Source organism: Glycomyces sp. NRRL B-16210, assembly GCF_000719515.1.
Classification (GTDB): Bacteria; Actinomycetota; Actinomycetes; order Mycobacteriales; family Micromonosporaceae; genus Glycomyces.
Genome location: NZ_JOGR01000012.1, coordinates 163,060 through 187,562, shown reverse-complemented (window position 1 = coordinate 187,562; position 24,503 = coordinate 163,060). Strand labels below are relative to the sequence as shown.

Below are 24,503 nucleotides of genomic sequence, written 5' to 3'. Positions count from 1 at the left end.
TCCGAGCGGTATTGGATAATGCTCCTCTGACCCTTGGAGAAGCATGGCTGGCAAGAGCAACGCTCCCTGGTGGGCGCACCTGATGGCCTACGCGGGCGGGGTGACCCTCGTGGTCGCCGGCGGCGCGGCGGCGGTCACCCAGATCGGCCTCTACACCGCGAACAGCGCGATCGAGCACGAGGACATCCTCGGCGACGCCAAGGCGGACATGGACGTCGAGGACATCAGCGGACCGCTGAACATCCTGGTGCTCGGCGTCGACAAGCAGGGCGGCTCGACACGCTCGGACACCATGATCATGGTGCACATCAACGAGGACCTCACCGACGTGTCGATGGTGTCGCTCCCCCGCGACCTGTACGTCGAGATCCCCGACTGCGGGCCCGACTGGGGCAATAACACCTGTATGCAGAAGCTCAACCACGCCGCCTCGATCAGCGACGACTGGGACGTCACGCGCGCCAACGTGGTGCAGACGATCTACAACCTCACCGGCGTCGAGTTCCACATGGGCGCGACCGTGGACTTCGAGGGGTTCATGGACCTGGTGGACCTGGTCGGCGAGATCGAGCTGTGCCCTTGGCACGACATCAACTCGATCCACGGCGACAAGCGGTTCTTCCCCGAGGGCTGCAACGACTACAACAAGGAGGAGGCCCTCGACCTCATCCGCCAGCGCTACCCGTGGGACCACCCCGAGGACTACGAGAACGGCCTGTGGGGCGACTACGGGCGCCAGGCGATGCAGCAGCAGGCGATCAAGGCGCTCGTCTCCGAGCTCAAGGGCGCGGGGTACCACAAGGACCCCGCGAAGCTCACCGAGGTGCTCAACGGCCTGGGGAGCAAGCTCACGCTCGACCTGCCCGAGGGTTTGACGGTGACCGACCTCGCGGTGAACCTGCGCGGCATCGACCCCGAGGACATCACCTCGATCCGGGTGCCGGCCACCTCGGTCAAGACCGAGGTGGGCGACTCGGAGGTGATCGCCGAGGGCGAGCAGCGGTTCGCGGCCGACGCGCTGTGGGCGGCGCTCCAGAACGACACCATGGACCAGTGGATCGCCCAGAACCCCGAATGGGTCAAGCAGACCGGGAACGCCGCGACCGAGACGACCGCCGCCCCGGTCGACGACGCGACCGTCACCGTCGACTGACCCCGGCCGCGCCGCCCCGCCCGGTCGCGGCGACCCGTCGACGGACCCGCCCTGACCTGGGATCCCCCCGGACCCGTTGGAGCCCCCATGACCCCGCACGACGCACCCGAACCGCTGTACGAGCCGCCCGCCGGCGTCAAGATCGCCCAGACCGTGGCGTTCCTCCAGGTCGCCGGGCTGTTCGGCATCGGCGTGACGCTGAGCACCGTCGGTTCGCTCGGCACCTGGCTGACGCGGCTGCTCCAGTTCCTGACCGACGCGGACGTGGAGACGCTCAAGACCGACGCGTTCGCGATCCAGGTGACCGGGTGGACGCTGGTGGCCGCCTCGGTGACGATCGGCGTGACGACCTGGGGCATCGGCGCGGGCAAGCGGTGGGCGCAGGTGGTCATGGTCGTCCTGGAGAGCGCGCTCGGCGCCGCCGCCGCGATCGTGACCGCGGTCGTCGGCAGCAGCACGCTGGCGTTCCTGACCGTGCCGTTCGCGGTGCTCCCGATGCTGGCGGCCGCTGCGGCGCTGCTGACCGGGTCGTCGAACCGGTGGTTCGCACAGCGCGGCTGGGACCCGTGGTACCGCCGCTACTACTCGCGGCGGCGTCGCCGCTGAGGACCGTTCGGGCCTCCCCGCGAGACCCGGTGACCGCCGCGGCGACCTGGGTCAGGCGCCCTCGGCTTTGGCCTCTTCTTCCTCGTCGACCTTGTTCCACTCGCCCTTGGAGGACTGCCAGCCGTCCTCGTTGTGGCCCAGGCGCCAGTAGCCGGAGACCGACAGCCGCTCGCGGGGGATCTCGCGCTCGAAGCGCAGGAGGCGGCGGATCTCGCGCACGAACCCGGCCTCGCCGTGGACGAACGCCTGCGCCGCGCCCTCGGGGAACTCGAAGCCGCGCACGGCCGCGACCAGTTGCTCGCCGACGCGGGCCCCGCCGCGGTGGAGCCAGGTGACGCGCACGTCCCCGGCGGACTTGAACTGCTGCTCCTCCTCGGGGTCGGCGACTTCGAGGAAGACGTGGGCGCGGGCGCCGGGGGCGAGCCGCTCGACCGCGGAGGCGATCGCCGGGAGGGCGCTCTCGTCGCCGACGAGCAGGTGCCAGTCGGCGTCGGCGCCGGGGGCGTAGCCGCCGCCGGGTCCGGCGAAGCGCAGGAGGGTGCCGGGCTCGGCGTTCGCGGCCCAGGGTCCGGCGATGCCCTCGTCGCCGTGGTAGACGAAGTCGATCGACAGCTCGCGGGCGGCCCGGTCCCAGCGCCGCACGGTGTAGGTGCGGGTGACCGGCCACTGCTCGCGCGGGTACTCCTCGCGGATGCGGGCGAGGTCGAACGGCTCGGGGTAGTCCACGCCCGCGACGGGGAACTGGAGTTTCAGGTAGTGGTCGGTGAAGTCGCCGCAGTCGAAGTCGGCGAGGCCCTCGCCGCCGAGGACCACGCGGATCATGTGCGGGGTGACCCGTTCGGTCCGCAGCACTTCGGCCGTCCTGACGTTCGGGGTCCTGCGTCCTCGGCGTTCAGCCATCGGGGCTCCTCAACTCGCGCGGCTCGCGGTCCGTCCGGGCGGGGTCGCGAGCCGTCGGCGGCCCCGTCGCGGAAAGCGTGGTTAGGTCTCCCTAACTATCACACTCTTTAGTTTTAGCTCGTTTTCGGGGAGGCCGCAGGAACCGCCACTCCCGGACGCGCCGCGGCCTCGACCGGTGCACCCGGTCGAGGCCGCTCGCTCCCCGCGTCCTGCGGTCAGTCGGGTCTGGGGCTCACGTCGCGCATGGCCGAGCGCAGCAGCGGTTTCGACGCGCTGCCGGCGGCGATGACCGCGGCGGTGCCCGCGGCGACGGTGGCGGTGAGGATGAGCACGCCGCTGACGTCGAAGCCCATGGCGCCGATGACCGGGAGGGTCAGGAGCATCCCGGTGAGGATGGACCCGCCCCCGATGAGGGCCAGCGGCAGGAGGGACTCTTGGCGCCGGGCCCGGTCGAGGACCTGCTGCGGGGTCCCGGCGAGGTGGAGCAGCCGGTAGGTGCGGCGGCGGTCGAGGACCGAGCCGATGGCGCTGATCGCGGCCGAGACGGCGGCGGTCGCGAAGACCACGGCGAGGACCACGGTGACGCCGGTGCGGACCGAGGCGACGATGCGGTTGGACATGAGGCTGGAGTCGATCTCGCGTTCGGGGGCGTCGCCGGGCACGATCGCGGTCATGGCCGAGCGCACCGCCTCCAGTTCGGCCGCCGAAGCGGTGGCCTCGAGGATCGCGCCGTCCTCGCCGGCGAACAGCCATCCGCTGGAGTCGACCACCTTCACCTCGGCGCTTCCGCCGAGCGCGGCGTCCAGTTCGGCGGCGAGGGCCTCGGCCTCGGCGGCGGGGACCTTCGCCGCGATCGCCTCGGTCGCCTGCGCGTCGGTGTCGGTGATGACCATCGGGAACAAGGCGACCGAGCCGGCGATGAACCCGGCGATGGCGACCCCGGAGACGGCCCGCCAGGCGGCCTTGGGGTCCTCGGCGAGGCGTCGCGCGGCCAGGAGCCGGGAGGGGCCCCTGGCGGTGCGCGCCAGGAGGTTCCCGAGCTTCTGGACGATCCACGGGCCGACGAGGTTGAGCGCGGCGAGGGTCCCGGCGAACAGCGCCAGGAGGATGCCGACGGCGACCATGCTGGCGCCCATGACCTGCGTCGCCGCGACGAAGGCGAGCGCGAGGGCGAGGAAGACGACCGCTCGGATCAGCTTGAGGCCCTTGGGTTTGACCCGCTGGGCCACCCCGAGGGGGCTGATCACGACGCCGCGCAGGCCGATGAGGGCCGAGACGGCGACCAGCAGCGGCACCGCGAGGGCGACCGCGGCCGTCCACGCGGCCCCCGACCACAGGTCGGCGACGTACCAGCGGCCGCCGTCGATGGGGATGAGCGCGAACAGCGGCGTGGTCGCCAGCCAGGCGAGCGTGCCGACGATCGACCCGGCCGCGGCCGCAAGCGTCGTCTCGATGAGCGTCAGCCGCACCACCTGCGCCGGGGTGGCGCCGACGAGTCGCAGCGTCGCGAGCCGCTCGTCACGGCGCGAGACGGTCAGGCGCGCGGCGGCCGCGCCGAACACGGCGGCGGGCACGGCCATGAGCACCGCGGCGAGGGCCATGAGGATCTGGTAGAAGCCGTACACGGTGTCGGGCTGTCCGCCTTCGAAGGCGTCGAACCCGCGCGGGGACACCGTGTCGGCGCTGGAGCGCTCGGCGGTCATGGCCGGGTCGGCGGCGTCGCGGCCGACGACGGCGACGAGCTCGTTCGGGTGCGCGAGCGCCGCGGCCCCGAGCTCCCCGGCTACGGCGGCGCCGCCGTAGCGGGCGAGGAAGTCCGATTCGGGCACGCCGTCGAGGAGGTCGGCGGCCGCCGGGGAGAGCCACACCTCGCCGGGGGCGGGGAAGGCGTCCATGCCCGGCGGCACGGGCGCGTCGCCGGTGAGCGCGGCGAGGTCGACGCGGGTGACGGTGCTGCCGCGGTAGTGGTCGAACGCCGTCGCGATGACCGCCGAGGCGTCCTGCTCCACGGCGACCGGTTCGCGCCAGGAGGTGCGGTCGGCGCGTTCGGCGAACGCGAAGTTCCCGGCCACCGCGAACTGGAGCAGCAGGGTCGCCACGGCGACCGCGAACGCGGTCAACCCGGTGCTCAGCAGCGCGCGGCGCCCGCCGAGGCGCGTGAGGCGCCAGGCCAACTCGGTCATCGCCACACCTCGGCGACCGGCTCGTGCCCGAAGCGCCCCTCGTCGGGGCCGCCGCTCCCGCGCACCGGAAGGTCCGGTGCGCCCGCGACGCGCCCGGAAGCGAAGGCGGCCCCGCGCGAGTCGTTCGCGGCGTCGCGCGAGCCGTCCGGCCGCGGGGAGGCGTCGGGCGCGAAACCGTCGAAGCCGGCGCCGTCGCCGGTGCGCGGGACGCCGCTGAGGCGCCCGTCGCGGATCTCGATCGTCCGCGTGCACCGCGAGGCGATCCGCGGGTCGTGCGTGACCACGACCAGCGCGGCCTCCAGTTCGGCGACGGTGTCGAGCAGGACGCCCATCACCTGGTCGCCGGTGGCGCGGTCGAGCGCGCCGGTCGGCTCGTCGGCGAAGACCACGGCCGGGCGCACCACCAGGGCCCGCGCGAGCGCCACCCGCTGGGCCTCGCCGCCCGACAGCTCGCCGGGGCGGCGCCGCTCCATGCCGGCGAGGCCGAGGCGGCGCAGTTCGGTGCGGGCCGGTTCGAGCGCGGCCCGCCGCGGCGTCCCGTCGAGCATGAGCGGCAGCGCGACGTTCTCCTCGGCGGGCAGCTCGGGCAGCAGCTGCCCGAACTGGAACAGGAACGCGAAGCGGGTGCGCCGCAGGTGGCTGCGGCGGCGCTCGGAGAGCGTGTCGATGCGCTCGTCGAACAGCCGCACCTCGCCCGAGTCGGGCCGCATGATCCCGGCGAGGCAGTGCAGGAGGGTCGACTTGCCCGAGCCGCTGGGCCCGGTCACGGCGACCGATTCGCCGGGGGCGACGTGGAAGTCGACGCCGTCCAGGGCCGGGGCGGCCCCGAAGTGCTTGGTGAGGGCGGCGGCGGTGAGCATCGGCGGTCTCATCGGCGGACCTTTCGCTGCGTGGAGACGAAGGGGAGGGCCACGCCCGCGACGAGGAACGCGGCCAGGAGCACGAGGCTCACGGCGGCGGAGATTTCGAAGAATCCGTTCATGACACGAGCTTCGCCCGCGAAGGCCTTCCCCCGCTTCGGCTCGCGGACCGGTATCGGACCGGCCGGGTCGGCCATTCGGCGGAGGCCCGGTGAGCGGCGACTACGTTCGTAGGCATGAACGCCACCGCCGCCCGGCCCACGTGGGGCGCCCGGTTCAACCGGCTCGCCATGCGGACGCTCAAGATCAGCGTCATCGCGATCCTGCTGTTGACGCTCGTCGCCGACCTCTCCTCGCACTTCCCAGGCGAGAAGCCGCCGTACTACTCGCCGGTGGCGTGGGTGGAGGCGGCGACGGCGCTGTTCGCCCTCGGCGTCTACATGCTCTACCGGCCCGGGCGCAAACGCTGGATCGCCGCGGCCGCGATCGCCTCGCTGGTCGCGACCGGCATCGACATCGCGGTCGGCCAGACCGAGCGGGGGATCGGCGCGACCGAGCTGTTCGCGCTGGGCCTGCTCATGCTGTTCGCCGTGCGCCACTGGGACGCCGCGCCGGGCCGGTGGGTCGCGTGGGCGACCGGCGGGGCGATCATGCTCATCGGCGTGCGCATCTTCGACATGCCCGGGGCCCGGGTCGCGGGGGCGGTCATGGTGCTCATGGGGCTGACGACGGTGGTCGCCTTCGGCGCCTACCTGCGGTCGATGGACCGCCTGCGCCGCGAGACGCAGGAGGAGGTGCGCCGCGCCGAACGGCTCGAACTGGCCCGGGAGATGCACGACTTCGTGGCGCACCACGTGACGGGCATGGTGGTGCTCGCGCAGGCCGCGCAGGTGACCGACACCGACCCGCGCAAGGCCTTCGCCGACATCGAGGAGGCGGGCCTGGCCTCGCTCGCCTCGATGCGGCGGATGGTGCGGATGCTCCGCGACGACGAGGCCGAGGCGGGCGTGAACCCGCTGGGCGACCTGTCGCAGATCGAGGACCTGGTGGACCGCTTCAGCAGGGAGGGGACGGACGCGAGCTGCTTCATCTCCCCCGAACTGGCCGGCTCGGTGGCCCCGGAGATCGCCGCGACGGCGCACCGGGTGGTGCGCGAGGCGCTGACGAACGTGCGCAAGCACGCCCGGGGCGCGACGCGGGTGCGCGTGGTGGTCGCGGCCTCCAGCGGGAACGGCATGGAGGTGTCGGTGCGGGACAACGGCCAGGGCGCGCGGGCCCGGTCCGGCGCCGGATCGTCCGTGCTCGGTTCGCTGGCGCAGTCGGGGGCCGGGATGGGCCTGGTCGGGCTGGGCGAGCGGATCGACGCGGTCGGGGGGCAGCTGCGGGCGCAGCCGCGCCCGGAGGGCGGCTGGGAGACCGCGGCGTGGCTGCCGAGGAACGCCGCCGAAGTGGCCTGAGAAGCGCAGTCGATCATCCCCGGCCCGGGTTCCGAAAGACCGAACGGCCCGCGACCGATTCCCCGGTCGCGGGCCGTCTCGCTACTTGTGGCAGGTGCAGGATTCGAACCTGCGTAGGCAATGCCGGCTGATTTACAGTCAGCTCCCTTTGGCCGCTCGGGCAACCTGCCTCGCGTGTAGCGAGAGCAAGAATAGCCTCCCGTCCACGGGACGGCGCAAGCGGGTTCTCCCCCGATGAGACCGCGTTCACTGCCGTCCTGTCCGGACGCGCGCGCCCGGTGCGGCGGGCCCGGACTAAGCTTGGCGATCGCGCCCCCGGCGCTGCGCCCGTGCCGCCGCGCCGCCGACCCCGCACCCGGTCGACCTGCGTCCGCGGGCCGCCCGGGCCCCGGGACGGCGGGGCCTCGGATCTACCTGGAAGGACCGGTTTCCCATGGCTGACGCCTCGTTCGACATCGTCTCCGAGATCGACCTGGCCGAACTCGACAACGCGATCAACCAGGCCCAGCGCGAGCTGGGGACCCGGTTCGACTTCCGCGGGACCGGCGCGAGCGTCGAGCGCAGCGGCGACGAGGCGGCCGTGGTGGCCGCCGAGACCGAGGACCGCGCGAAGGCCGCCCTCGAAGTGCTCAAGGAGAAGCTCATCAAGCGCGGCATCTCCCTCAAGGCCGTCGACGCCTCCGACCCGCGCCAGTCGGGCAAGGAGACGAAGATCGACGTCGCCTTCAAGCAGGGCATCGCCACCGAGGACGCGAAGAAGATCGGGAAGATCATCCGCGACGAGGGCCCCAAGGGCGTCAAGCCGCAGATCCAGGGCGACAAGCTCCGCGTCACCGGGAAGAAGCGCGACGACCTCCAGGAGGTCATCGCCCTCCTCAAGGGCAAGGACCTCGACGTGGCCCTCCAGTTCACGAACTACCGGTAGCGCCGTGGACGTCAACCTCCTCGTCCTCGCCCTGTTCCTGGTCGGCGGCGGCCTGGTCGCGCTCATGGTCGTGGTCACGCAGCGCTCGTACAAGAAGGACGAGCGCGGCGAGCACTGGATGGTGTACCCGAGCGCGAAGGGCGGGCACTACCCGATCCCGACGCAGCCGGGCCCGTGGTCGCTGGTCCTGGACGGCGTGGGCACGAGGAAGATCCACGTCATCAAGGAACTGCGCAAGATCACCAACCTCGGCCTCGTCGAGGCGAAGGAGATGTCCGAGCGCATCCCGGCCACGGTCCTCACCGGCGTCGACCACGGATCGGCCAGCGCGGCGTACCGGATGCTCGCGAACGTGGGCGCGACGGTGCGCCTCAGCGAGGGCGGCGCGGCGGCCGAGCCGATCGGCCCCGCCGGCACCTACACGGTGGTCCTCGACGACGCCGGGTCCAGGAAGATCCACGTCATCAAGGAGATCCGGGCCCTGACCGGGCTCGGTCTCGCCGAGGCCAAGGGCCTGACCGACCGCACCCCCGCGACGATCCTCTCCGGGGTCGACCACGCGACCGCCGGCGCCGCGCAGGCGCAGCTCGTCGCGGCCGGCGCCGCGGTGCGCGTCAACGTCATCGGCGGGCATCCGACCGAGCCCGCCCCGACCGCCCCGGCGGCCCCCGAGGCAGAACCCGAGACCGGGTCCGATGTGTCGACCGGCTCCTACACGGTCGTGCTCGACTACGTGGGGATGAAGCGGATCGAGGTCGTCAAGGAGGTCCGGGCGATCACGGGCCTGGGCCTGGCCGAGTCGAAGGCCCTGGTCGACGGCGCGCCGTCGACGATCCTCTCCGGAGTCCGCCACGAGGCCGCGAGCGCGGCGCAGGCCAGGCTCGCCGCCCTCGGCGCGGTCGTCCACCTCGACGAGGTCTAGACCTCCAGCCGGTGCGTCAGCCCGGTGTGGCGCTTTCCGGTACCCGCCTTGCGGACGGCCGCCTCGAGCGCCTGCTTCGACCCGACGAGGACCACGAGCCGCCTGGCGCGGGTGATCGCGGTGTACAGCAGGTTGCGCTGGAGCATGGTCCACGCGCTGGTGGTCACCGGCACGACCACCGCGGGGTACTCGCTGCCCTGCGAGCGGTGCACGGTGATCGCGTAGGCGTGCACGAGCTCGTCGAGTTCGGTGAACTCGTAGTCGACGTCCTCGTCCTCGTCGGTGCGGATGGTGAGGGTCTGCTCGACCGGGTCGATGCCCTGGACGAGGCCGACGGTGCCGTTGAAGACCCCCGCCTTGCCCTTCGTGTAGTCGTTGCGGATCTGGATCACCTTGTCGCCCAGGCGGAAGACCCGGCCGCCGTGGCGGCGTTCGGCCAGGCCCTCGCGGGCGGGCGTGAGCGCCTCCTGGAGCCGCGTGTTGAGGTTCCCGGCGCCGGGCCCGCCGCGGTGCATCGGCGCGAGGACCTGCACGTCCCGCACCGGGTGCAGCCCGAACTTCGCGGGGATGCGGCGGGTGACGATCTCGACGACCCGGTCGGCGACCAGCTCGTTGTCGTCGCACGCGAACCAGAAGAAGTCGGGGTACTCGGCCAGGTCCGGGAGCACGCCCCGGTTCACCTTGTGGGCGTTGGCGACGACCCCCGACTCGGCGGCCTGGCGGAAGACCTGCGTGAGGCGGACCCGCGGGACCGCCTCGGACGCGAGGAGGTCGCGCAGGACCTCCCCGGCGCCGACGCTCGGCAGCTGGTCCACGTCGCCGACCAGCAGCAGGTGCGCGCCGGGCGGGACGGCCTTGACGAGCTTGTTCGCGAGGATCGTGTCCAGCATCGAGGACTCGTCGACCACCAGCAGGTCCACGTCGAGCGGGTTGTCGCGGTCGTAGGCGGCGTCGCCGCCGGGGCGCAGCTCCAGCATCCGGTGGAGGGTGCGGGCCTCGAACCCGGTCAGCTCGGCCAGGCGCTTGGCGGCGCGCCCGGTCGGGGCGGCGAGCATGACCTTGGCGCCCTTGGCCCTCGCGAGCGCCACGATCGAGGCGACGGTGAAGCTCTTGCCGCAGCCGGGCCCGCCGGTGAGGACGGCGACCTTCTCGGTGAGGGCCAGGCGCACCGCCTCGGCCTGCTCGGGCGCGAGCTCGGCGTCGGCGCGGGCCCGCAGCCACGCGAACGCCCGGTCCCAGTCGACCGTCGCGAACGCGCCGAGCCGGTCCTCGCCGGTGCGCAGCAGCCCCAGCAGGCCCTGGGCGAGGCCGCGTTCGGCGTGGAAGAACGGCGCGAGGTAGCGGGCCGGGACCGTCGAGTCCTTCGCGGGCACCTCGTCGGCGATCACGTGCTCGCCTTCGGCGGCGAGTTCCGCTAGGGCCTTCGCGACCGGGGCGGCCTCCAGGCCGAGGAGTTCGACGGTGTCGGCGACGAGGTTCGGCGCCGGCAGGAAGCAGTGCCCGCCGTCGGAGGCCTGCGAGAGCGTGTACTGGAGGGCCGCCTTGACGCGCTCGGGCGCGTCGTGCGGGATGCCGACGGCGCGGGCGATCGCGTCGGCGGTCTTGAACCCGATGCCCCACACCTCGTTGGCGAGGCGGTACGGCTCGTTCTTGACCACGCCGATCGCCGCGTCCCCGTACTTCTTGTAGACGCGCACGGCGAGCGAGGTGGAGACCTCCACCGACTGGAGGAACACCATGACCTCCTTGATGGCCCGCTGCTCGACCCAGGCCGCGGCGATGGCCTTGGTGCGCTTGGGCCCGAGCCCGGGCACCTCCGCGAGGCGCCCGGCGTCGGCGTCGATCACCTCCAGGGTCTCGGTGCCGAAGTGCTCGACGATCCTCGCGGCGGTCTTGGGCCCGATGCCCTTGATCAGGCCGGACCCGAGGTAGCGCTCGATGCCCTGGACGGTGGCCGGCAGGACCGTCCGGTAGGACCAGACCTCGAACTGGCGGCCGTACTTCGGGTGGCTCGTCCACCGGCCCGTCAGCGACAGCGACTCGCCCACCTGCGCGCCCAGGAGCGGCCCGACCACGGTCACGAGGTCCGCGCCGCCGCGGACGGGGCTGGCGCGGGCGATGGTGTAGCCGGTCTCCTCGTTCGCGTAGGTGACGCGTTCGAGCACCGCCTCCAGCTCGGCCGAGCCGGCGACCGGATCGGGCGCGGACCGGCCCCGCGGGGAGTGCGGCGCGGCGGCGCCGGAAGGGAGTGCGCTCATGGGCCAACGGTAATGGGCGGGACCGACAGGGCTTTGCGCCGAAGCGTCCCGCCACCGGCGCGCCGGGCCTTTCGTGCCCTGGTGTCCGCATACGGCCGCGCCGGTGGCGCAAGGCGGGGATTGTCGGACCCTCCCGGTACCGTGTGGACATGAGCGAGCAATGGTTTGCGGGGCCCCTCTTGGGCTTCGACACGGAGACCACCGGCGTCGACGTCGCCGGCGACCGGATCGTCCAGGCGGCCCTCATCGCCGAGGCCGGCCCGAGCACGTGGCTGATCGACCCCGGGGTCCCGATCCCCCCGGGCGCGACCCGCGTCCACGGGATCACCGACGAGAAGGTCAAGGCCGAAGGGGCCGCGCCGGAGGCGGCGCTGCGGGAGGTCGCCGACGCGCTCCGGGCGGCGATCGAGGCCGAGGTCCCCATCGTCGCCTTCCGCGCCGGCTTCGACTGCACCCTCCTGTCCTACGAGCTCGAACGGCACGGCCTCCCGCAGCTCGCGTGGGACCGCGCCGCGATCATCGACCCGTCCGTGCTCGACAAGCGCGTCGACCGCTACCGCAGGGGCAAGCGCACCCTCGGCGTGACCGCCGCCCACTACGGGGTCGCGCACGCCCAGGCGCACTCGGCCGTCGGCGACGCCGAGGCGACCGTGGCGCTGGCCCGCGCGATCGGCGCGATGTACCCGGAGGTCGGCGGGCTGACCCCGCGGGACCTGCACGACTCGCAGGTGCGCTGGCACGCCGAGGACGCGGCGAGCCTGGAGGAGTACTTCCGCCGCAAGGGCCGCGAGGAGACCGTGGACCGCCGCTGGCCGCTGTGCCGCTAGCACGGACGCCGAAGGCCCCGATCCGTTCGGATCGGGGCCTCGCACGTTGTCCGTTCGTCTCTAGTGGCCGCCGGCGTCCTCGGGCTCGTAGTACGAGCGGTCCTCGGCGTCGAGGCTCTGGCCGATGGGCAGCTTGACCTCGACCTCCTGGCCGTTGGAGAAGTAGAAGGTCACCCAGAGGTGGCCGCCGACCTTGAGCTCCCCGCCGAGTCCCTCGATGAGGAGGTGGTCGCCGCCTTCGACGCCCTGGTCGAGGCGCACGTAGCCGTGCGGGGCGATCGGCACGTCGTATTCGAGGGCGCCGGCGAAGGGGTTCTCGGGCTCGGGGGCCTCGGTGGTCGCGTCGTCGGAGGGCGTGCCCTCCTCGTCGGTGTTCTCACCGCCGTCTTCGCCGTCTTCGCCTTCGGCGTCCTCGCCGTCGGTCGGCTCGTCGGAGGGTTCCTCGCTGGGGGACTCGGGCGCCTCGGCCTCGGCGCCGACGAGCGTCACGATGCCGGCGAGGGCCTCGGGCGGGTCGTCCTGGTTCGCGCGGACGGTGACGCCGACGAGGCTCAGCTCGGCCTCGCCCTCGTTGGCGATCCACACGCGCAGCGCGGCGCTCTCCCCGGCGGCGTAGCCAGCGGGCGTGTCGAACTCGATCTGGAGGTCGCGCAGCGCGAGGTCGCCGTCCTGGACGTTGACCCCGGCGATGGCCGAGTGCTTGGAGTCGGTCTGGGTCACCTGACCCGCGCCGCACGCGGACAGGGCGGCCGCGACGACCCCCGCGATTGCGATGGCGGCCGCGCGACGAACCGTGATCGCCGTGCTGATTCCCCTGACCACTGCTGGTCCTCCCCTGAGTTCCGACAGGAATGCTGACGACAGCGTAGACGACGAGCACTCTTCGCTTCCCTTGGCCGGGCGCACGGCGAGCCCTGCGTCTCACCGGAAGTGGTGAATCAGCCGGTTCCCTTGGGGCCGAAGACCACTGGAGGGCCGCGCGCCGGTTTCCGCCGGTGGCGGGCCCGCCGCGGCCGCATCGCCGGAGCGGCCGGGCGTCCCCTCTCGAGGCCCCTCGCGGGCGCGGGGAGGCGGAGCGATCCAGGCCTCATTCGCGTCCTCCGCGCGCCGCCCGAAAGTCCAACGTGCCGTAGAGTAATCAGTCACATACCAATTGACCAGGGAATTCGTAACGATCCGCTGTCGGGGAAAACCCCGATGACGTGTTAGGCTAGACACAGCGAAAGGGGTTTCGATCCTATGGGTTTTAGTGTCGGCGAGACCGTTGTCTACCCCCACCACGGGGCCGCACTCGTTGAAGCTGTAGAGACTCGCGTCATCGGTGGTATCGAACAGGAATACCTCGTGCTGCGTGTCGAACAGGGTGACCTCACGGTCAAGGTTCCAGCAAAGAACGTCGAGCTCGTCGGCGTCCGGGAAGTGGTCGGCGCCGAAGGCCTCGAAGAGGTCTTCGAGGTCCTGCGCGCCCCGCACACCGAGGAACCCACCAACTGGTCGCGGCGTTACAAGGCCAATGTCGAGAAGCTCGCCTCCGGCTCCCCGCTGAAAATAGCAGAGGTCGTCCGCGATCTCTGGCGGCGCGACCGCGAGCGCGGACTCTCCGCCGGGGAGAAGCGCATGCTCTCCAAGGCCCGCGAGATCCTCACCGGCGAGATCGCCCTCGCCGAGGACTGCGTGAAGGCCGAGGCCGACAACATCCTCGACAAGGTCCTGCTCTCGGAGGCCCCGGTCAAGTAGCCGGCCCCCGCGAGCGAACCGCGTGAGCGTGAACTTCAACGACAGTGCGGGCTCCAGCGACAGCGCGAGCTCCAATACGTCCTTCGTCGTAGGGCACGGCACCGACGTGCACCGCTTCGACGATCACCGGCCATGCCGCCTCGCCTGCCTGGATTGGCCCGGCGAGGCGGGCTTGGCCGGCCACTCCGATGGGGACGCGGCCGCGCACGCGGCCTGCGACGCCCTGCTCTCGGCCGCCGGACTCGGCGACCTGGGCTCCAACTTCGGCACCAGCCGGCCCGAATGGGCCGGCGCGTCCGGCGACGCGCTGCTGCGCGAGACCGCCCGGCGCGTCCGCGAGGCGGGCTGGGCGATCGGCAACGTCTCCGTCCAGGTCATCGGCGCGCGCCCCAAGATCGGGCCCAGGCGCGCCGAGGCCGAGACCGCCCTGGGCGCCGCCGTCGGCGCGCCCGTGCGGCTGTCGGCCACGACCACCGACGGCCTGGGCTTCACCGGACGCGGCGAGGGTCTCGCCGCCACCGCGGTAGCGTTGCTGTACCAGCACTGACGCCCATCCGGGAGTAGGGACCCATGGACGACCCCACCCGCCGCACCGTCACCGAGCACCTCCAGAGGGCCGAGCTCATGTTCGACCTCGGGCGGGTCCCCGACGCCCGGGCGGAGGTCGACGCCGCCCTGCGCGTCGACCCGCTCGACCCCGACGCGAACGCCATGGCCGCCGCGTGCGCCGTCGCCGACCACGACCCCGACGAGGCCCTCGTCTACGCCGGGGCCGCGCTGGCCCACAAGCCCGAGCACCGCCGCGCGATGATCATGCGCGGCTACGCGCTCGCCGACGCCGGCCGCGACCAGGAGGCCCTCCAGGCCGCCGCGAGCCTCCTCGACCTCGACCGCACCTCGTGGCTCAACCACATCCACTACGCGCTCATCACCCGCCGCGCCGGGGCCGCGCAGCCGGCCCTCGACGCCGCCTGGAACGCCGTGAACCTCGCGCCCGACCAGCCGCGCACCCACCTCGCGCTCGCCGCGATCGCCGAGGACCTCGGCATGGACGACCTCGCCCGCCGCTCGCGCCAGGCCGCCGCCGACCTCGAACCCGCCGGCGCCGACCCCGTCGCCGACGGCCGGGCCGGCTCGAAGCTCGGCTTCGACCTCGCCGCCCGGCTGCCGCCCGCGCAGGTGCCGCCCGAGGCCCGGCGCGCGCCCCGCCGCTGGGTCGACGCCGACGGCGACGACGCGCACTGGCGCGAGAAGATCTACGGCCCCGGGTTCTTCAGGGGCGCGCTCGGGCGCTCGGTCCTGCTGGGCCTCGCCGTCGTCTTCGCCGTCCCGGCCCTGCTCGGCAGCCAGATCGCCCCGGGCCCGCGGCTGTTCTTCGCCGCCGTCGCCGTCGCCGCGTGGGTGGGATGGTTCACAGTTCTGCGCAGGCACCGTCGCCCGGAGTGACCTTTGGCGCGCGGCGCTCGTTACTCCTACACACAAGTGACTGGAGGACGAGCACGTGACGACGACATGCTGGGTTCCGGGGGCCGACGCGAGCCCCTACAACATCCACAATCTCCCGTTCGGGGTCTTCTCGACCGCCGACGAGGACCTGCCGCGGATCGGGGTGCGCATCGGCGACCAGATCCTCGACATGCACAAGGCCGTCCTCTCCGGGGACTGCCAGACCTGCGCCGCGTGCACCGCGCTGCGCGACCCGGCGCTCAACCGGCTCCTGTCGCTCGGCAGGCCCGCGTGGAAGCAGGTCCGCGCCCAGGTCCAGGAGGCGCTGAGCGAACCGAGCCTCCAAGAGGTCGCCTCGCACTGGCTCACCCCGGTCGCCGACGCGATCATGCACGCGCCGCTGCTGGTGACCGACTACGTCGACTTCACGATGCGCGCGCCCGACGCGCACCGCGTCCACCCGCGCGCCTCCAACGGCCGGGCCTCGACCCTCATCCCCTCCGGGATGGACCTCGTGCGCCCCGCCGGGCACCGCCGCGGCGAGGACGGGCAGCCGCAGTTCGGGCCCACCCGGGCCCTCGACATCGAGGCCGAGGTCGGGTTCCTCGTCGGCGGCGAGTCCGCCCTCGGGCGGCCGGTCTCCCCCGACGCGTTCGAGGACTACGTGTTCGGCGCGGTCCTGCTCAACGACTGGACCGCCCGCGACTTCGCCGAACTGGAGACCGACGGGCTCGGCCCGTTCGCCTCGAAGTCCTTCGCGACCTCCATGAGCGCCTGGGTCACGCCGCTGGACGCGCTCGGCGCCGCCCGCACCGCCGCCCCCGAGCCGGGCCACGACATGGCCTCCTACCTCAAGGAATCCGACCGGTACGGCTACGACCTGCGCCTGAGCATCGAGGTCAACGGCGTGGCCGTGGCCGGGGCCGACTTCGCCGAGGCGTACTGGACGCCCGCGCAGCAGCTCGCGCAGCTCACCTCGGGCGGGGCGCTCCTGCGCCCGGGACTGCTCTACGGGTCCGGCGAGGCCGTCACCGGCCAGTGGCGGCTCGGCGACGGCGACGCCGTCAAGGTCACCGCGACCGCGCCGGGCCCGCGCGGCACGACCATCGCCCTCGGCGAGGTCGAGACCCGCGTGACCCCGTCCATCACCTGACCGGCCCGAGGCGACGGTCGGACCCGCGGCAGGGCGGGACCGGCCGGACCCGGAGCCGGCCTCCGCTCACGCGAAAGGCCCTCCGGATGCGGCGCATCCGAAGGGCCGACCGCGAGACGAGCGGGGCGGGCGCTTAGACCAGGACGGTCTTGGCGCTCGGCGCGAGACGGGCGATCAGCTCGACCTCGACCGGCGCGCCCAGCGGCAGCTCGGCGACGCCGACCGCGCTGCGGGCGTGCGTCCCGGCCTCGCCGAAGACCTCGCCCAGCAGCTCCGAAGCGCCGTTGACGACCTTCGGCTGACCGGTGAACCCGGGCGCCGAGGCCACGAAGCCGACGACCTTCACGATCTGCGCGACCTCATCGAGCGGCGCCACCGAGGCGACCGCCGCCAGAGCGTTCAACGCGCAGATCCGCGCCAGGTCGTAGCCCTGCTCGAGGTCGACCTCCGCACCGACCTTCCCGGTCGCGGCGAGAGCGCCCTCGACCATCGGGAGCTGGCCGGAGGTGTACACGAACTCGCCGCTGCGCACCGCCGGGTGATAGACGGCCACCGGCGGCACCACCGGCGGCAGTCGCAGGCCCAGGCGCGCGAGCGCCTTGTCGACATCCGCCACCGCTACTGCTCCTTCTTCCGCTTGAAGTAGGCCACGAGCTGCTCCGAGCTCTGACCCGGAAGGACGGTGACGAGCTCCCAGCCGTCCTCACCGAAGGTATCGAGGATCATCTTCGTGTTGTGGATCAGCAGCGGTGCGGTGAAGTACTCCCATTTCTCCATGGGCCCACAGTACGGCGTCTTGATTCGCCCCCACCGCACCGCTACGCTCGGAGTGCGTCGCCTCCTCACTGCACGAATCCGCTGCCGCAGCGGCAGCACCAGTGAAACGGAGTACCCGTGTCGTCAGGCACTGCGGCCCAGCCGCCAGAGACCGCCACAGCGAACACCGCCGCACGCGCCGCCACCAGGAGCCCCCGCGGGCCCGGGGCCGCGCCGACCGACCGGCCCCCGGCGCAGAGGCGGGCCGCGTCCGAACCGGCACCCGAGCACCGCGCGAGCCGCCGTATCGGATCGAACCGGGCCTGGTCGGCGCTCACCGTCGCCGCCGCCGTCGCGTTCTGCGTCGCGCTCGTCTTCGGCGCCACGCGCCTGCTCGTCGACGTCGCCGACGTCTCCGACACGCCCGAACGCACCGTCGGCGCGTTCCTCGAAGCGCTGCTCGACCGCCAGGACGCCGGCGCCGCCGCGTCATGGCTGTGCGCCGACAAGGCCGACCGGGACCTCAGCGAGGCGGTCGCCCGCATGTCCTTCACCGACGCCCCCGGCACCCTCGAATGGAGCGAGGTCACCGAGACCGCGCGCTCGGTCGGCGCGGCCACCGTCACCGCCGAGATCAGGATCGGCGGCGACGCCGCCGGCGCCCTCTCGACCCCGACCACATGGGTGTTCTCCCTCGTCGCCGAGGAGGGCGACCCGCAATGGCTCATCTGCGGAATCGCGGCCGAATGACTAGACTCCGGTAAATGACCGCCACAGCGCCCCCGGTGCCGCGCCTGCACGTCGTCACCGGCAAGGGCGGCACGGGGAAGACCTCCGTGGCCGCCGCGCTGGCACTGGCCCTGGCCGGATCGGGCCGGCGGGTCCTGCTCGTCGAGGTCGAGGGCCGCCAGGGGATCGCGCCGCTGTTCGACGCCCCGTCGCTCGGCTACGAGGAGCGGCACCTGGCCGCGGGGACCGGCGGCGGCGAAGTGTTCGGGCAGGCGGTGGACGCCGACGAGGCGCTGCTGGACTACCTGACGATGTTCTACCGGCTCGGCTCGGCCGGGAAGGTCCTCCAGAAGTTCGGCGCGATCGACTTCGCCACGACCATCGCGCCCGGACTGCGGGACATCCTGCTGACCGGGAAGCTCAAGGAGGCGGTCTCGCGCACCGAGTCGGGCCGCATGGCCTACGACGCGGTCGTGCTCGACGCGCCGCCGACGGGCCGGGTCGTGAAGTTCCTCAACGTCACCGTCGAGAGCGGGCGCCTGGCGAAGACCGGCCCGATCGGCAAGCACTCCCGGTCGGTCGCCCGGATGCTCCACTCGTCGCTGACGACGGTGCACCTGGTCACGACCCCGGCCGCGATGCCGGTGCAGGAGACCCTGGACGCCCACCGCGACCTCGTCGCGGCCGACCTGCCGGTGGGGCACGTGGTGCTCAACAAGGTCGCGGCGGCCAAACCCGTGGAGGTCTCGGCCGACGAGGTCGGCGCGGGCCTGGCCCGGGCCGGGCTGAGCGCCGACGCGACGCTCGTGGCGGGCCTGATGTCCGAGTACGGGGCCGCCCGGACCGAGATCGAGGCGGTCGACGCGTACCGCGACCGCCTGGAGCGCCTCGGCCGCCCGGTCGAAGAGCTGCCGCTGCTGCCCGAGGGCGTGGACCTGTCGGGCCTGTACCAGTTGGCGCGGGCGCTGCGGCCCGGCCCGGCGGCGCGGCGGCCGAGGGACGGCGACACCGATGCGGCCTGAAACGCGGCGCTCGGGTGGGATCGGAGGCCCGGATGGGGCGTGAGCTGGACGTCGACGCGCTGCTCGGCGACGCGGACAAGCACGTGATCGCCTGCTGCGGCTCGGGCGGGGTCGGCAAGACCACGACGGCGGCGGCGCTGGCGCTGCGCGCGGCCGAGGTGCACGGCAGGAGCACGGTGGTGCTGACGATCGACCCGGCCCGTCGGCTGGCGCAGTCGCTCGGGATGGCCTCGCTCGACAACACCCCGCGGGCGGTCGAGGGCGTCGGCGCGGGGTCGCTGGACGCGATGATGCTCGACATGAAGCGGACGTTCGACGAGGTCGTGGCCTCGCACACGAGCGCCGAGCGCGCCGCGGAGATCTTCGCGAACCCGTTCTACCAGGCGGTGTCCTCGACGTTCTCGGGCACGCAGGAGTACATGGCGATGGAGAAGCTCGGCCAGTTGCGGGCGACCGGGCGGTGGGACCTGATCGTGCTCGACACGCCCCCGTCGCGCTCGGCCCTGGACTTCCTCGACGCGCCGGCGCGGCTGGCGCGGCTGCTGGACGGGCGGGTGATCCGGCTGCTCTCGGCCTCGACCCCGGGGGCCCGGCGGTCGATGCTGTCGCTGATGGGCGCGAGCGCGGCGGTGTTCACGCGGGTGTTCAACAAGGTCCTGGGCGGCCACCTGCTCACCGATGTGGCGGAGTTCACCGCGAGCCTGGAGGACACCTTCGGCGGTTTCCGCAAGCGGGCCGAGGCGACCTTCCAGGCGCTCCAGGACGACCAGACCTCGTTCCTGGTGATCGCGGCGCCCGAACCGGCGGCGGTGGGCGAGGCGGTCTACTTCACCCGGCGGCTCACCGAGGAGCGGATGCCGCTGGACGGGCTGATCCTCAACCGGCTCACCCCGGTCGCGGCCGACCTGTCGGCCGAGCGGGCCCTGGGCGCGGCGGCGGTCCTGGAGGAATCGGACGCGGACGACCCGGTGGCGGCCGTGCTGCGCGTCCACGCGGACCTGGCCCGGCGCCGGGCCGCGGAGGAGCGGGTGGCCGTGCGCTACACGGCGGCGTGCCCGTCGGTGCCCCAGCGGTGGGTGCCCTCGCTCGGCGTGGAGGTGGTCGACCTCGACGACCTCCGCGCCTTCGGCGCCGCGGCCGCCGGACGCTCCGACACTTTATTCCACCTGCTCACGAGCAGCGGCAGGGGACGAGAACGCGCCCGGACGGCAGAGCCGCCCCGGGCGCGATGGTCTGTCTCAGCCGCTGGTGGACGGCTCGCCGGTCAGAAGTTGATGTCGACCGGTACCCGGCGCCGGTCGCCCTTGCGGGCATTTCGCTGCTCCTCCTCCAGAGCGACGTCGAAGACGGCCCGCCAGGAGCGGACGTCCGCGTGCTTGCGCAGCAGTGCCCTCCGCTCCCGTTCGGTCATGCCGCCCCAGACGCCGAACTCGATGCGGTTGTCGAGCGCGTCGGCCAGGCATTCGAGCCTGACCGGGCATCCCCGGCACACCTTCTTCGCATTGTTCTGCTCTGCACCTTGAACGAACAGGGCGTCAGGATCGCTTTCCTGACATAGCGCCTTGGTCGTCCAGTCGATCAGCAGTCCCATCCGCATGACCTCCCCGTGAGATCTTCCCCTTCATACCCCCCGACGACTACAGTCGAGTGATCTCTCGATCACACAACGTCGCCGTCAGAACGGACCCTACACCTCTTGTAAGGGTTTGACTACTCTCCGAGACTAAAATCGGACTCCTCGGGATGGCTTCACCCCTACGGTTCACTACGCGATGGCAGCTCGCGATAATAACGATTCCGATACGAGCGCAGCTCCGCTCCGAACTCGCGGCGTATCAATGAAGGGCGTCTGCCCGCGTGGGCCGGTTCGCAAACCTGCGAACGGTCTCCGTGTGCTCGCGATCTCGGCCCCGGCTCCGCCGGGGTCGCTCGCGAGCCGTTCGGCCGACACAACGATGTGGCGACGACCGCGCTTCCCGACGTCCGTTCTAATCTGAGGCGGTGGAGATCTTGAAACGCGACCGGAGTCCCCTGGGGGACGCCCTAGCTCTGCTCGTCTGCGGCGTCCTCGCCGGGGTGCTCGCGGCGGCCGCCGCGTTCCCCCTCGTCGGGCTGGCCGGCATGGTGGCCGAGGACAGCGTCAACTCCTTCGAGTCGCTGCCGTCGGAGCTCACCAAGACCTCGCTGCCGCAGACGTCCTATGTGTACGCATCGGATGGCAAGACGCTCATCACCTCCTTCTACGAGGAGAACCGCCGCGAGGTCACCCTCGACGAGGTCTCCCCTCTCATGATCGAGGCCCTCCTCGCCGCGGAGGACTCGAAGTTCTACGAGCACAAGGGCGTCGACTGGGCCGGCATCATCCGCGCCGCCGTGGCGAACCAGGGCGGCGACTCCCAGGGCGCGTCGACGCTCACCATGCAGTTCGTTCGCAATACCCTGATCTACTCGGCCTCAACCATCGACGAGGTCATCGAGGCCTCCGAGGACACCTACGACCGCAAGCTGCGAGAAGCCCGGTACGCCATGGCGATCGAGGAGTCGATGTCCAAAGACGACATCCTCGAGGGCTACCTCAATGTGATCTACCTCGGCAACCAGGCCTATGGCGTGCACGCGGGTTCGTACTCCTACTTCAACAAGCCCCCGAGCGAACTCACCCTCGCCGAGGCGGCCACGCTCGCCTCCCTGCCGAAGTTCCCCTCCTACGCCGACGGCCTCCTCGACGGCGAGGGCGACGACGGCCAGATCCTCGACCGCCGCGACTGGATCATCCAGCGCATGGTCGACCTCGGCTCGATCACCCAGGCCGAGGCCGACGAGGCCGTCGAGCAGCCCCTGGGCCTGGACCCCCGCCCCGTCCGCAGCGAATGCGTCGACGTCGCGACCCCGAACTGGGGCTTCTTCTGCGACTTCTTCAAGGAGTGGTGGGGCGACCAGGAGCTGTTCGGCGAGACCCAGCGCGACCGCATCAGCCTGCTCAAGCGCGGCGGCTACAAGATCGTCACCAGCCTCGACCCCGACCTCCAGAACGCGGCCACCGAGAAGCTCGCCGACCGCGTGAGCGTCGACAACCCCGCCACCCTCGGATCGGTGACCATCACCCCCGGCACCGGGCACGTGCGGGCCATGGCCGTCAACCGCGTCTACAGCCTCGACCAGACGAACAACGGCCCCCGCACCGACGGCGACGACTCCAAGCCCTCCAACTACCCGAACACCACGATCCCCCTGCTCAGCGGCAACGAGCGGGTGATCGGCTACCCCGCGGGCTCGACGTTCAAGATGTTCACCATGCTCGCCGCGCTCGAAGAGGGCTGGCCGCTCAAGACCAAGATCCCCTCCCCCGGCACCTACGCCTCGCGCCTCTACGGCGACTACACGAAGCAGCCCTCCTCGTGCGACTTCAAACGCGGGGACCTCTACCCGTGGTGCCCCACCAACGACGGCGGCTGGTCGTCCGCGCCGCTGAACATGTGGGGCATGTTCGGCCGCTCCTCCAACACCGCCTTCGTGCAGTTGCAGGAACTGGTCGGCACCAGCAAGGCCGTGGACATCGCCGAGCGCTCGGGCATCACCTTCTACCCGAACACCGGTGTCGGCCAAGCGAAGGAGAACGACAACCTCGACGGGTACGGCACCTTCACCCTCGGGTTCGACGCCACCACCCCGATGGCCATGGCCGAGGCCTACGCCACGGTGGCCGCCGGCGGCAAGCACTGTGACCCGCTGCCGGTCATGCAGGTGATCAACGCCGACGGCGAGGAGTGGGTCGAGGCCTCGACCCCCTCGTGCGAGCAGGCCTACGCCGAGGAGGTCGCCTACGCCGCGGTGAGCGCCGGGCGCTGCGTCGTCGGCCAGAACCCCGAGGGCAGCCAGTGCTCGGGCAACACCGCCGCGGCCTACACCAGCGACTTCGGCCGCCCGCTGTTCGGCAAGACCGGTACCTCGGACTCCAACCGCGCCTACTGGTTCATCGCCTCGACCCCGAACGCCACCACCGCGACCTTCGTGGGGGACACCGATGCGACATATCGGGCGAACGTGGCGTCCAACGATCTCAAGGACGCGGTGAAGTCCACCGGCACGGCGATCCTCAAGACCGCGGTGAAGGACCTCGACAAGAAGGACTGGCCGAAACCGACCGACGCCATGTCCAACGGCAAGAACCTCGTGTCGATCCCCTCCATCGGCTGCGAGGACCCGGACTCGGCCCGGTCCAAGGTGGCCGGAGCGGGATTCGAGGCGGCGATCGCGCCCGGGAAGTTCGACTCCGAATGCGAAGACGGCCAGGCGTTCTCGACCTCGATCACCGGCTCGGCGCCCAAGGGCAGCCCGATCTACATCCTCGTCTCGAACGGCTCGGACTTCAAGGACGAGGACGACGAAGACGAGGACGAACCGGACGACGACGCCTCCACGCCACCTGACGACCGCGATTGACTCCGGTCCGCCGCCGTGAACGGCGGCGGACCGATGGGCACACGGAAGGGCCCGCGCCGTACGGCGCGGGCCCTTCTTCTCGGGTGTCGTGTTGCGGTGGTTCGGTCTCGGGTCTTCGGGCGGCGGTTCAGTTGCGGCGCGGCGCGGCCGCGGGCTGCACCGCGGTCGGCGCTTCTCCCGCGACGGGCATGATCAGCGTTCCCGGGTCGGGGCGGTCGGTGGGGACGCGGTCGTCGCTCCCGCCGTCGTGGTGGTCGTCGTGGAGGTGGTTGCCTTCGCGCAGTTGGCCGTCGCGGATCGTGACCGCCCGCCCGGCGCGCTCGGCCACGTCGTGGTCGTGGGTGATCATGAGGATCGTCAGGCCCTGGCCGTGCAGTTCGTCCAAAGTGGCCAGGATGGCGTCGGCGGTCTTGGAGTCGAGGTTGCCCGTCGGCTCGTCGCACAGCAGCAGGCTCGGCTCGGCCGCGAGCGCCCTGGCGATCGCCACCCGCTGACGCTCGCCGCCCGACAGCGTGGTGGGCAGGGCGTCCAGGCGGTGGCTCAGGCCCACCAGGTCGAGCTTCTCGCGGGCGATCTGGCGGCGCTTGCGGCGCGGGATCCCCTGGTACACCAGGGACATCGCCACGTTCTCGGTCGCGGTCCGGTGCGCCATGAGGTGGAAGGACTGGAAGATGAAGCCGATCTTGTCGGCGCGCAGCTGGGTGCGCTTGGACTCCTTCATCTTCGAGGTGTCGTACCCGTCGAACCAGTAGGTCCCGGCGGTGGGGACGTCGAGGAGTCCGAGGAGGTTGAGCAGCGTCGACTTGCCCGAGCCGGAGGGCCCGACGATGGCGACGTACTCGCCGTTCTCGACGTGGAGCTGCACGGGTTTGAGCGCCTCGACCGGCGGCGGGCCCGCGTAGGTCATGCCGACGCCGTCGAGCTCGATGAGCGTGTGCGCCGCGGGCGCGGGCTCCGCGTCGACGACCCGAGCGAACACGGCGGTGTCGTCGTCCAGGGCGCCGTCCTTCAGGGGCCGGTCGTGCAAGGCCCCGTCGCTCACGGCAGGCAGGATCACGGTGGCGTCGTCTTCGGTCACGTCTGCAAGACGCCGGAGCCGCCGCCGCGGGTTGCACCCGGTCCGCGT

The 24,503-nt window shown here is 72.1% G+C and carries 22 protein-coding genes, 1 tRNA gene and 1 pseudogene; 14 read left to right on the top strand and 10 right to left on the bottom strand.

What is annotated here, in order from left to right:
• Window positions 1-43 precede the first annotated feature (43 nt).
• Window positions 44-1,153, top strand: coding sequence for an LCP family protein (locus tag IF12_RS0118365; protein ID WP_030160979.1), 1,110 nt, complete (start codon window positions 44-46; stop codon window positions 1,151-1,153).
• A gap of 87 nt (window positions 1,154-1,240) precedes the next feature.
• On the top strand, window positions 1,241-1,759 hold the full coding sequence (locus IF12_RS0118360) for a hypothetical protein (protein ID WP_030160977.1): 519 nt from the start codon (window positions 1,241-1,243) through the stop codon (window positions 1,757-1,759).
• 51 nt (window positions 1,760-1,810) lie between these two features.
• On the opposite strand, the gene IF12_RS0118355 is transcribed toward IF12_RS0118360, so the two are convergent.
• The 3 genes from IF12_RS0118355 to IF12_RS0118345 form a co-directional block, all read right to left on the bottom strand.
• The gene (locus tag IF12_RS0118355; RefSeq protein WP_030160976.1) at window positions 1,811-2,659 is read right to left on the bottom strand and encodes a siderophore-interacting protein; all 849 of its coding nucleotides are present in this window, start codon (window positions 2,657-2,659) and stop codon (window positions 1,811-1,813) included.
• A 215-nt stretch (window positions 2,660-2,874) separates the two neighbouring features.
• On the bottom strand, window positions 2,875-4,842 hold the full coding sequence (locus IF12_RS0118350) for an FtsX-like permease family protein (protein ID WP_030160974.1): 1,968 nt from the start codon (window positions 4,840-4,842) through the stop codon (window positions 2,875-2,877).
• On the bottom strand, window positions 4,839-5,714 hold the full coding sequence (locus IF12_RS0118345) for an ABC transporter ATP-binding protein (protein ID WP_081913730.1): 876 nt from the start codon (window positions 5,712-5,714) through the stop codon (window positions 4,839-4,841). The genes IF12_RS0118350 and IF12_RS0118345 overlap by 4 nt, the downstream gene beginning before the upstream one ends.
• Before the next feature lie 224 nt (window positions 5,715-5,938).
• On the opposite strand from IF12_RS0118345, the gene IF12_RS0118335 reads away from it, so the two are divergent.
• Window positions 5,939-7,159, top strand: coding sequence for a sensor histidine kinase (locus IF12_RS0118335; RefSeq protein WP_051704574.1), 1,221 nt, complete (start codon window positions 5,939-5,941; stop codon window positions 7,157-7,159).
• Window positions 7,160-7,247: 88 nt separating this feature from the next.
• Here IF12_RS0118335 and IF12_RS0118330 read toward each other — a convergent pair.
• Window positions 7,248-7,329, bottom strand: a tRNA-Tyr gene (locus IF12_RS0118330).
• Window positions 7,330-7,592: 263 nt separating this feature from the next.
• Between IF12_RS0118330 and IF12_RS0118325 the strand changes: the two genes are divergently transcribed.
• Window positions 7,593-8,084: a YajQ family cyclic di-GMP-binding protein gene (locus IF12_RS0118325; protein ID WP_030160967.1), complete on the top strand. Its 492-nt coding sequence runs from the start codon at window positions 7,593-7,595 to the stop codon at window positions 8,082-8,084.
• Between the two features lie 4 nt (window positions 8,085-8,088).
• Complete coding sequence (locus IF12_RS26725; RefSeq protein WP_051704573.1) at window positions 8,089-9,006, top strand: ribosomal protein L7/L12; 918 nt, start codon at window positions 8,089-8,091, stop codon at window positions 9,004-9,006.
• Here the strand turns inward: IF12_RS26725 and IF12_RS0118310 are convergent.
• On the bottom strand, window positions 9,003-11,264 hold the full coding sequence (locus IF12_RS0118310; protein ID WP_051704572.1) for an ATP-dependent RecD-like DNA helicase: 2,262 nt from the start codon (window positions 11,262-11,264) through the stop codon (window positions 9,003-9,005). The two genes, IF12_RS26725 and IF12_RS0118310, sit on opposite strands and share 4 nt — an antisense overlap.
• Window positions 11,265-11,413: 149 nt before the next feature.
• On the opposite strand from IF12_RS0118310, the gene IF12_RS0118305 reads away from it, so the two are divergent.
• Window positions 11,414-12,091 (top strand): exonuclease domain-containing protein, encoded by a 678-nt coding sequence (locus IF12_RS0118305; RefSeq protein ID WP_030160964.1) that lies wholly within the window; start codon window positions 11,414-11,416, stop codon window positions 12,089-12,091.
• Window positions 12,092-12,151: 60 nt separating this feature from the next.
• On the opposite strand, the gene IF12_RS0118300 is transcribed toward IF12_RS0118305, so the two are convergent.
• Window positions 12,152-12,913, bottom strand: coding sequence for a hypothetical protein (locus IF12_RS0118300; protein WP_030160962.1), 762 nt, complete (start codon window positions 12,911-12,913; stop codon window positions 12,152-12,154).
• A gap of 417 nt (window positions 12,914-13,330) precedes the next feature.
• Here IF12_RS0118300 and IF12_RS0118295 point away from each other — a divergent pair, with 417 nt between their 5' ends.
• Genes IF12_RS0118295 through IF12_RS0118280 form a run of 4 tightly spaced genes read left to right on the top strand, consistent with a single transcriptional unit; the run spans window position 13,331 to window position 16,427 of the window.
• On the top strand, window positions 13,331-13,828 hold the full coding sequence (locus IF12_RS0118295) for a CarD family transcriptional regulator (RefSeq protein WP_030160960.1): 498 nt from the start codon (window positions 13,331-13,333) through the stop codon (window positions 13,826-13,828).
• Between the two features lie 28 nt (window positions 13,829-13,856).
• Entirely contained in the window at window positions 13,857-14,375 is a 519-nt protein-coding gene (gene ispF / locus IF12_RS0118290) for a 2-C-methyl-D-erythritol 2,4-cyclodiphosphate synthase (protein ID WP_081913729.1), read from the top strand.
• Window positions 14,376-14,398: 23 nt separating this feature from the next.
• Window positions 14,399-15,274: a hypothetical protein gene (locus IF12_RS0118285; RefSeq protein WP_030160957.1), complete on the top strand. Its 876-nt coding sequence runs from the start codon at window positions 14,399-14,401 to the stop codon at window positions 15,272-15,274.
• A 55-nt stretch (window positions 15,275-15,329) separates the two neighbouring features.
• Entirely contained in the window at window positions 15,330-16,427 is a 1,098-nt protein-coding gene (locus tag IF12_RS0118280) for a fumarylacetoacetate hydrolase family protein (RefSeq protein WP_030160955.1), read from the top strand.
• Between the two features lie 133 nt (window positions 16,428-16,560).
• On the opposite strand, the gene IF12_RS0118275 is transcribed toward IF12_RS0118280, so the two are convergent.
• Both IF12_RS0118275 and IF12_RS26290 read right to left on the bottom strand, forming a co-directional pair.
• On the bottom strand, window positions 16,561-17,043 hold the full coding sequence (locus IF12_RS0118275) for a RidA family protein (RefSeq protein WP_030160953.1): 483 nt from the start codon (window positions 17,041-17,043) through the stop codon (window positions 16,561-16,563).
• Window positions 17,044-17,045: 2 nt separating this feature from the next.
• The gene (locus tag IF12_RS26290) at window positions 17,046-17,204 is read right to left on the bottom strand and encodes a hypothetical protein (RefSeq protein ID WP_166659633.1); all 159 of its coding nucleotides are present in this window, start codon (window positions 17,202-17,204) and stop codon (window positions 17,046-17,048) included.
• Between the two features lie 117 nt (window positions 17,205-17,321).
• Here IF12_RS26290 and IF12_RS0118265 point away from each other — a divergent pair, with 117 nt between their 5' ends.
• The 3 genes and pseudogenes from IF12_RS0118265 to IF12_RS0118255 all read left to right on the top strand — a co-directional run.
• Entirely contained in the window at window positions 17,322-17,933 is a 612-nt protein-coding gene (locus tag IF12_RS0118265; protein WP_030160952.1) for a hypothetical protein, read from the top strand.
• A gap of 14 nt (window positions 17,934-17,947) precedes the next feature.
• The gene (locus IF12_RS0118260; protein WP_051704570.1) at window positions 17,948-18,934 is read left to right on the top strand and encodes an ArsA-related P-loop ATPase; all 987 of its coding nucleotides are present in this window, start codon (window positions 17,948-17,950) and stop codon (window positions 18,932-18,934) included.
• A 32-nt stretch (window positions 18,935-18,966) separates the two neighbouring features.
• Window positions 18,967-20,073: pseudogene (locus IF12_RS0118255) on the top strand (ArsA family ATPase); the annotation flags it as partial.
• 125 nt (window positions 20,074-20,198) lie between these two features.
• On the opposite strand, the gene IF12_RS25210 reads toward IF12_RS0118255, so the two are convergent.
• Window positions 20,199-20,525: a WhiB family transcriptional regulator gene (locus tag IF12_RS25210; protein ID WP_035749535.1), complete on the bottom strand. Its 327-nt coding sequence runs from the start codon at window positions 20,523-20,525 to the stop codon at window positions 20,199-20,201.
• Window positions 20,526-20,935: 410 nt separating this feature from the next.
• On the opposite strand from IF12_RS25210, the gene IF12_RS0118250 reads away from it, so the two are divergent.
• Window positions 20,936-23,377, top strand: coding sequence for a transglycosylase domain-containing protein (locus IF12_RS0118250; protein WP_051704569.1), 2,442 nt, complete (start codon window positions 20,936-20,938; stop codon window positions 23,375-23,377).
• Window positions 23,378-23,504: 127 nt separating this feature from the next.
• Here the strand turns inward: IF12_RS0118250 and IF12_RS0118245 are convergent, their stop codons facing one another.
• Window positions 23,505-24,455: an ABC transporter ATP-binding protein gene (locus tag IF12_RS0118245; RefSeq protein ID WP_231492644.1), complete on the bottom strand. Its 951-nt coding sequence runs from the start codon at window positions 24,453-24,455 to the stop codon at window positions 23,505-23,507.
• Window positions 24,456-24,503: the final 48 nt, after the last annotated feature.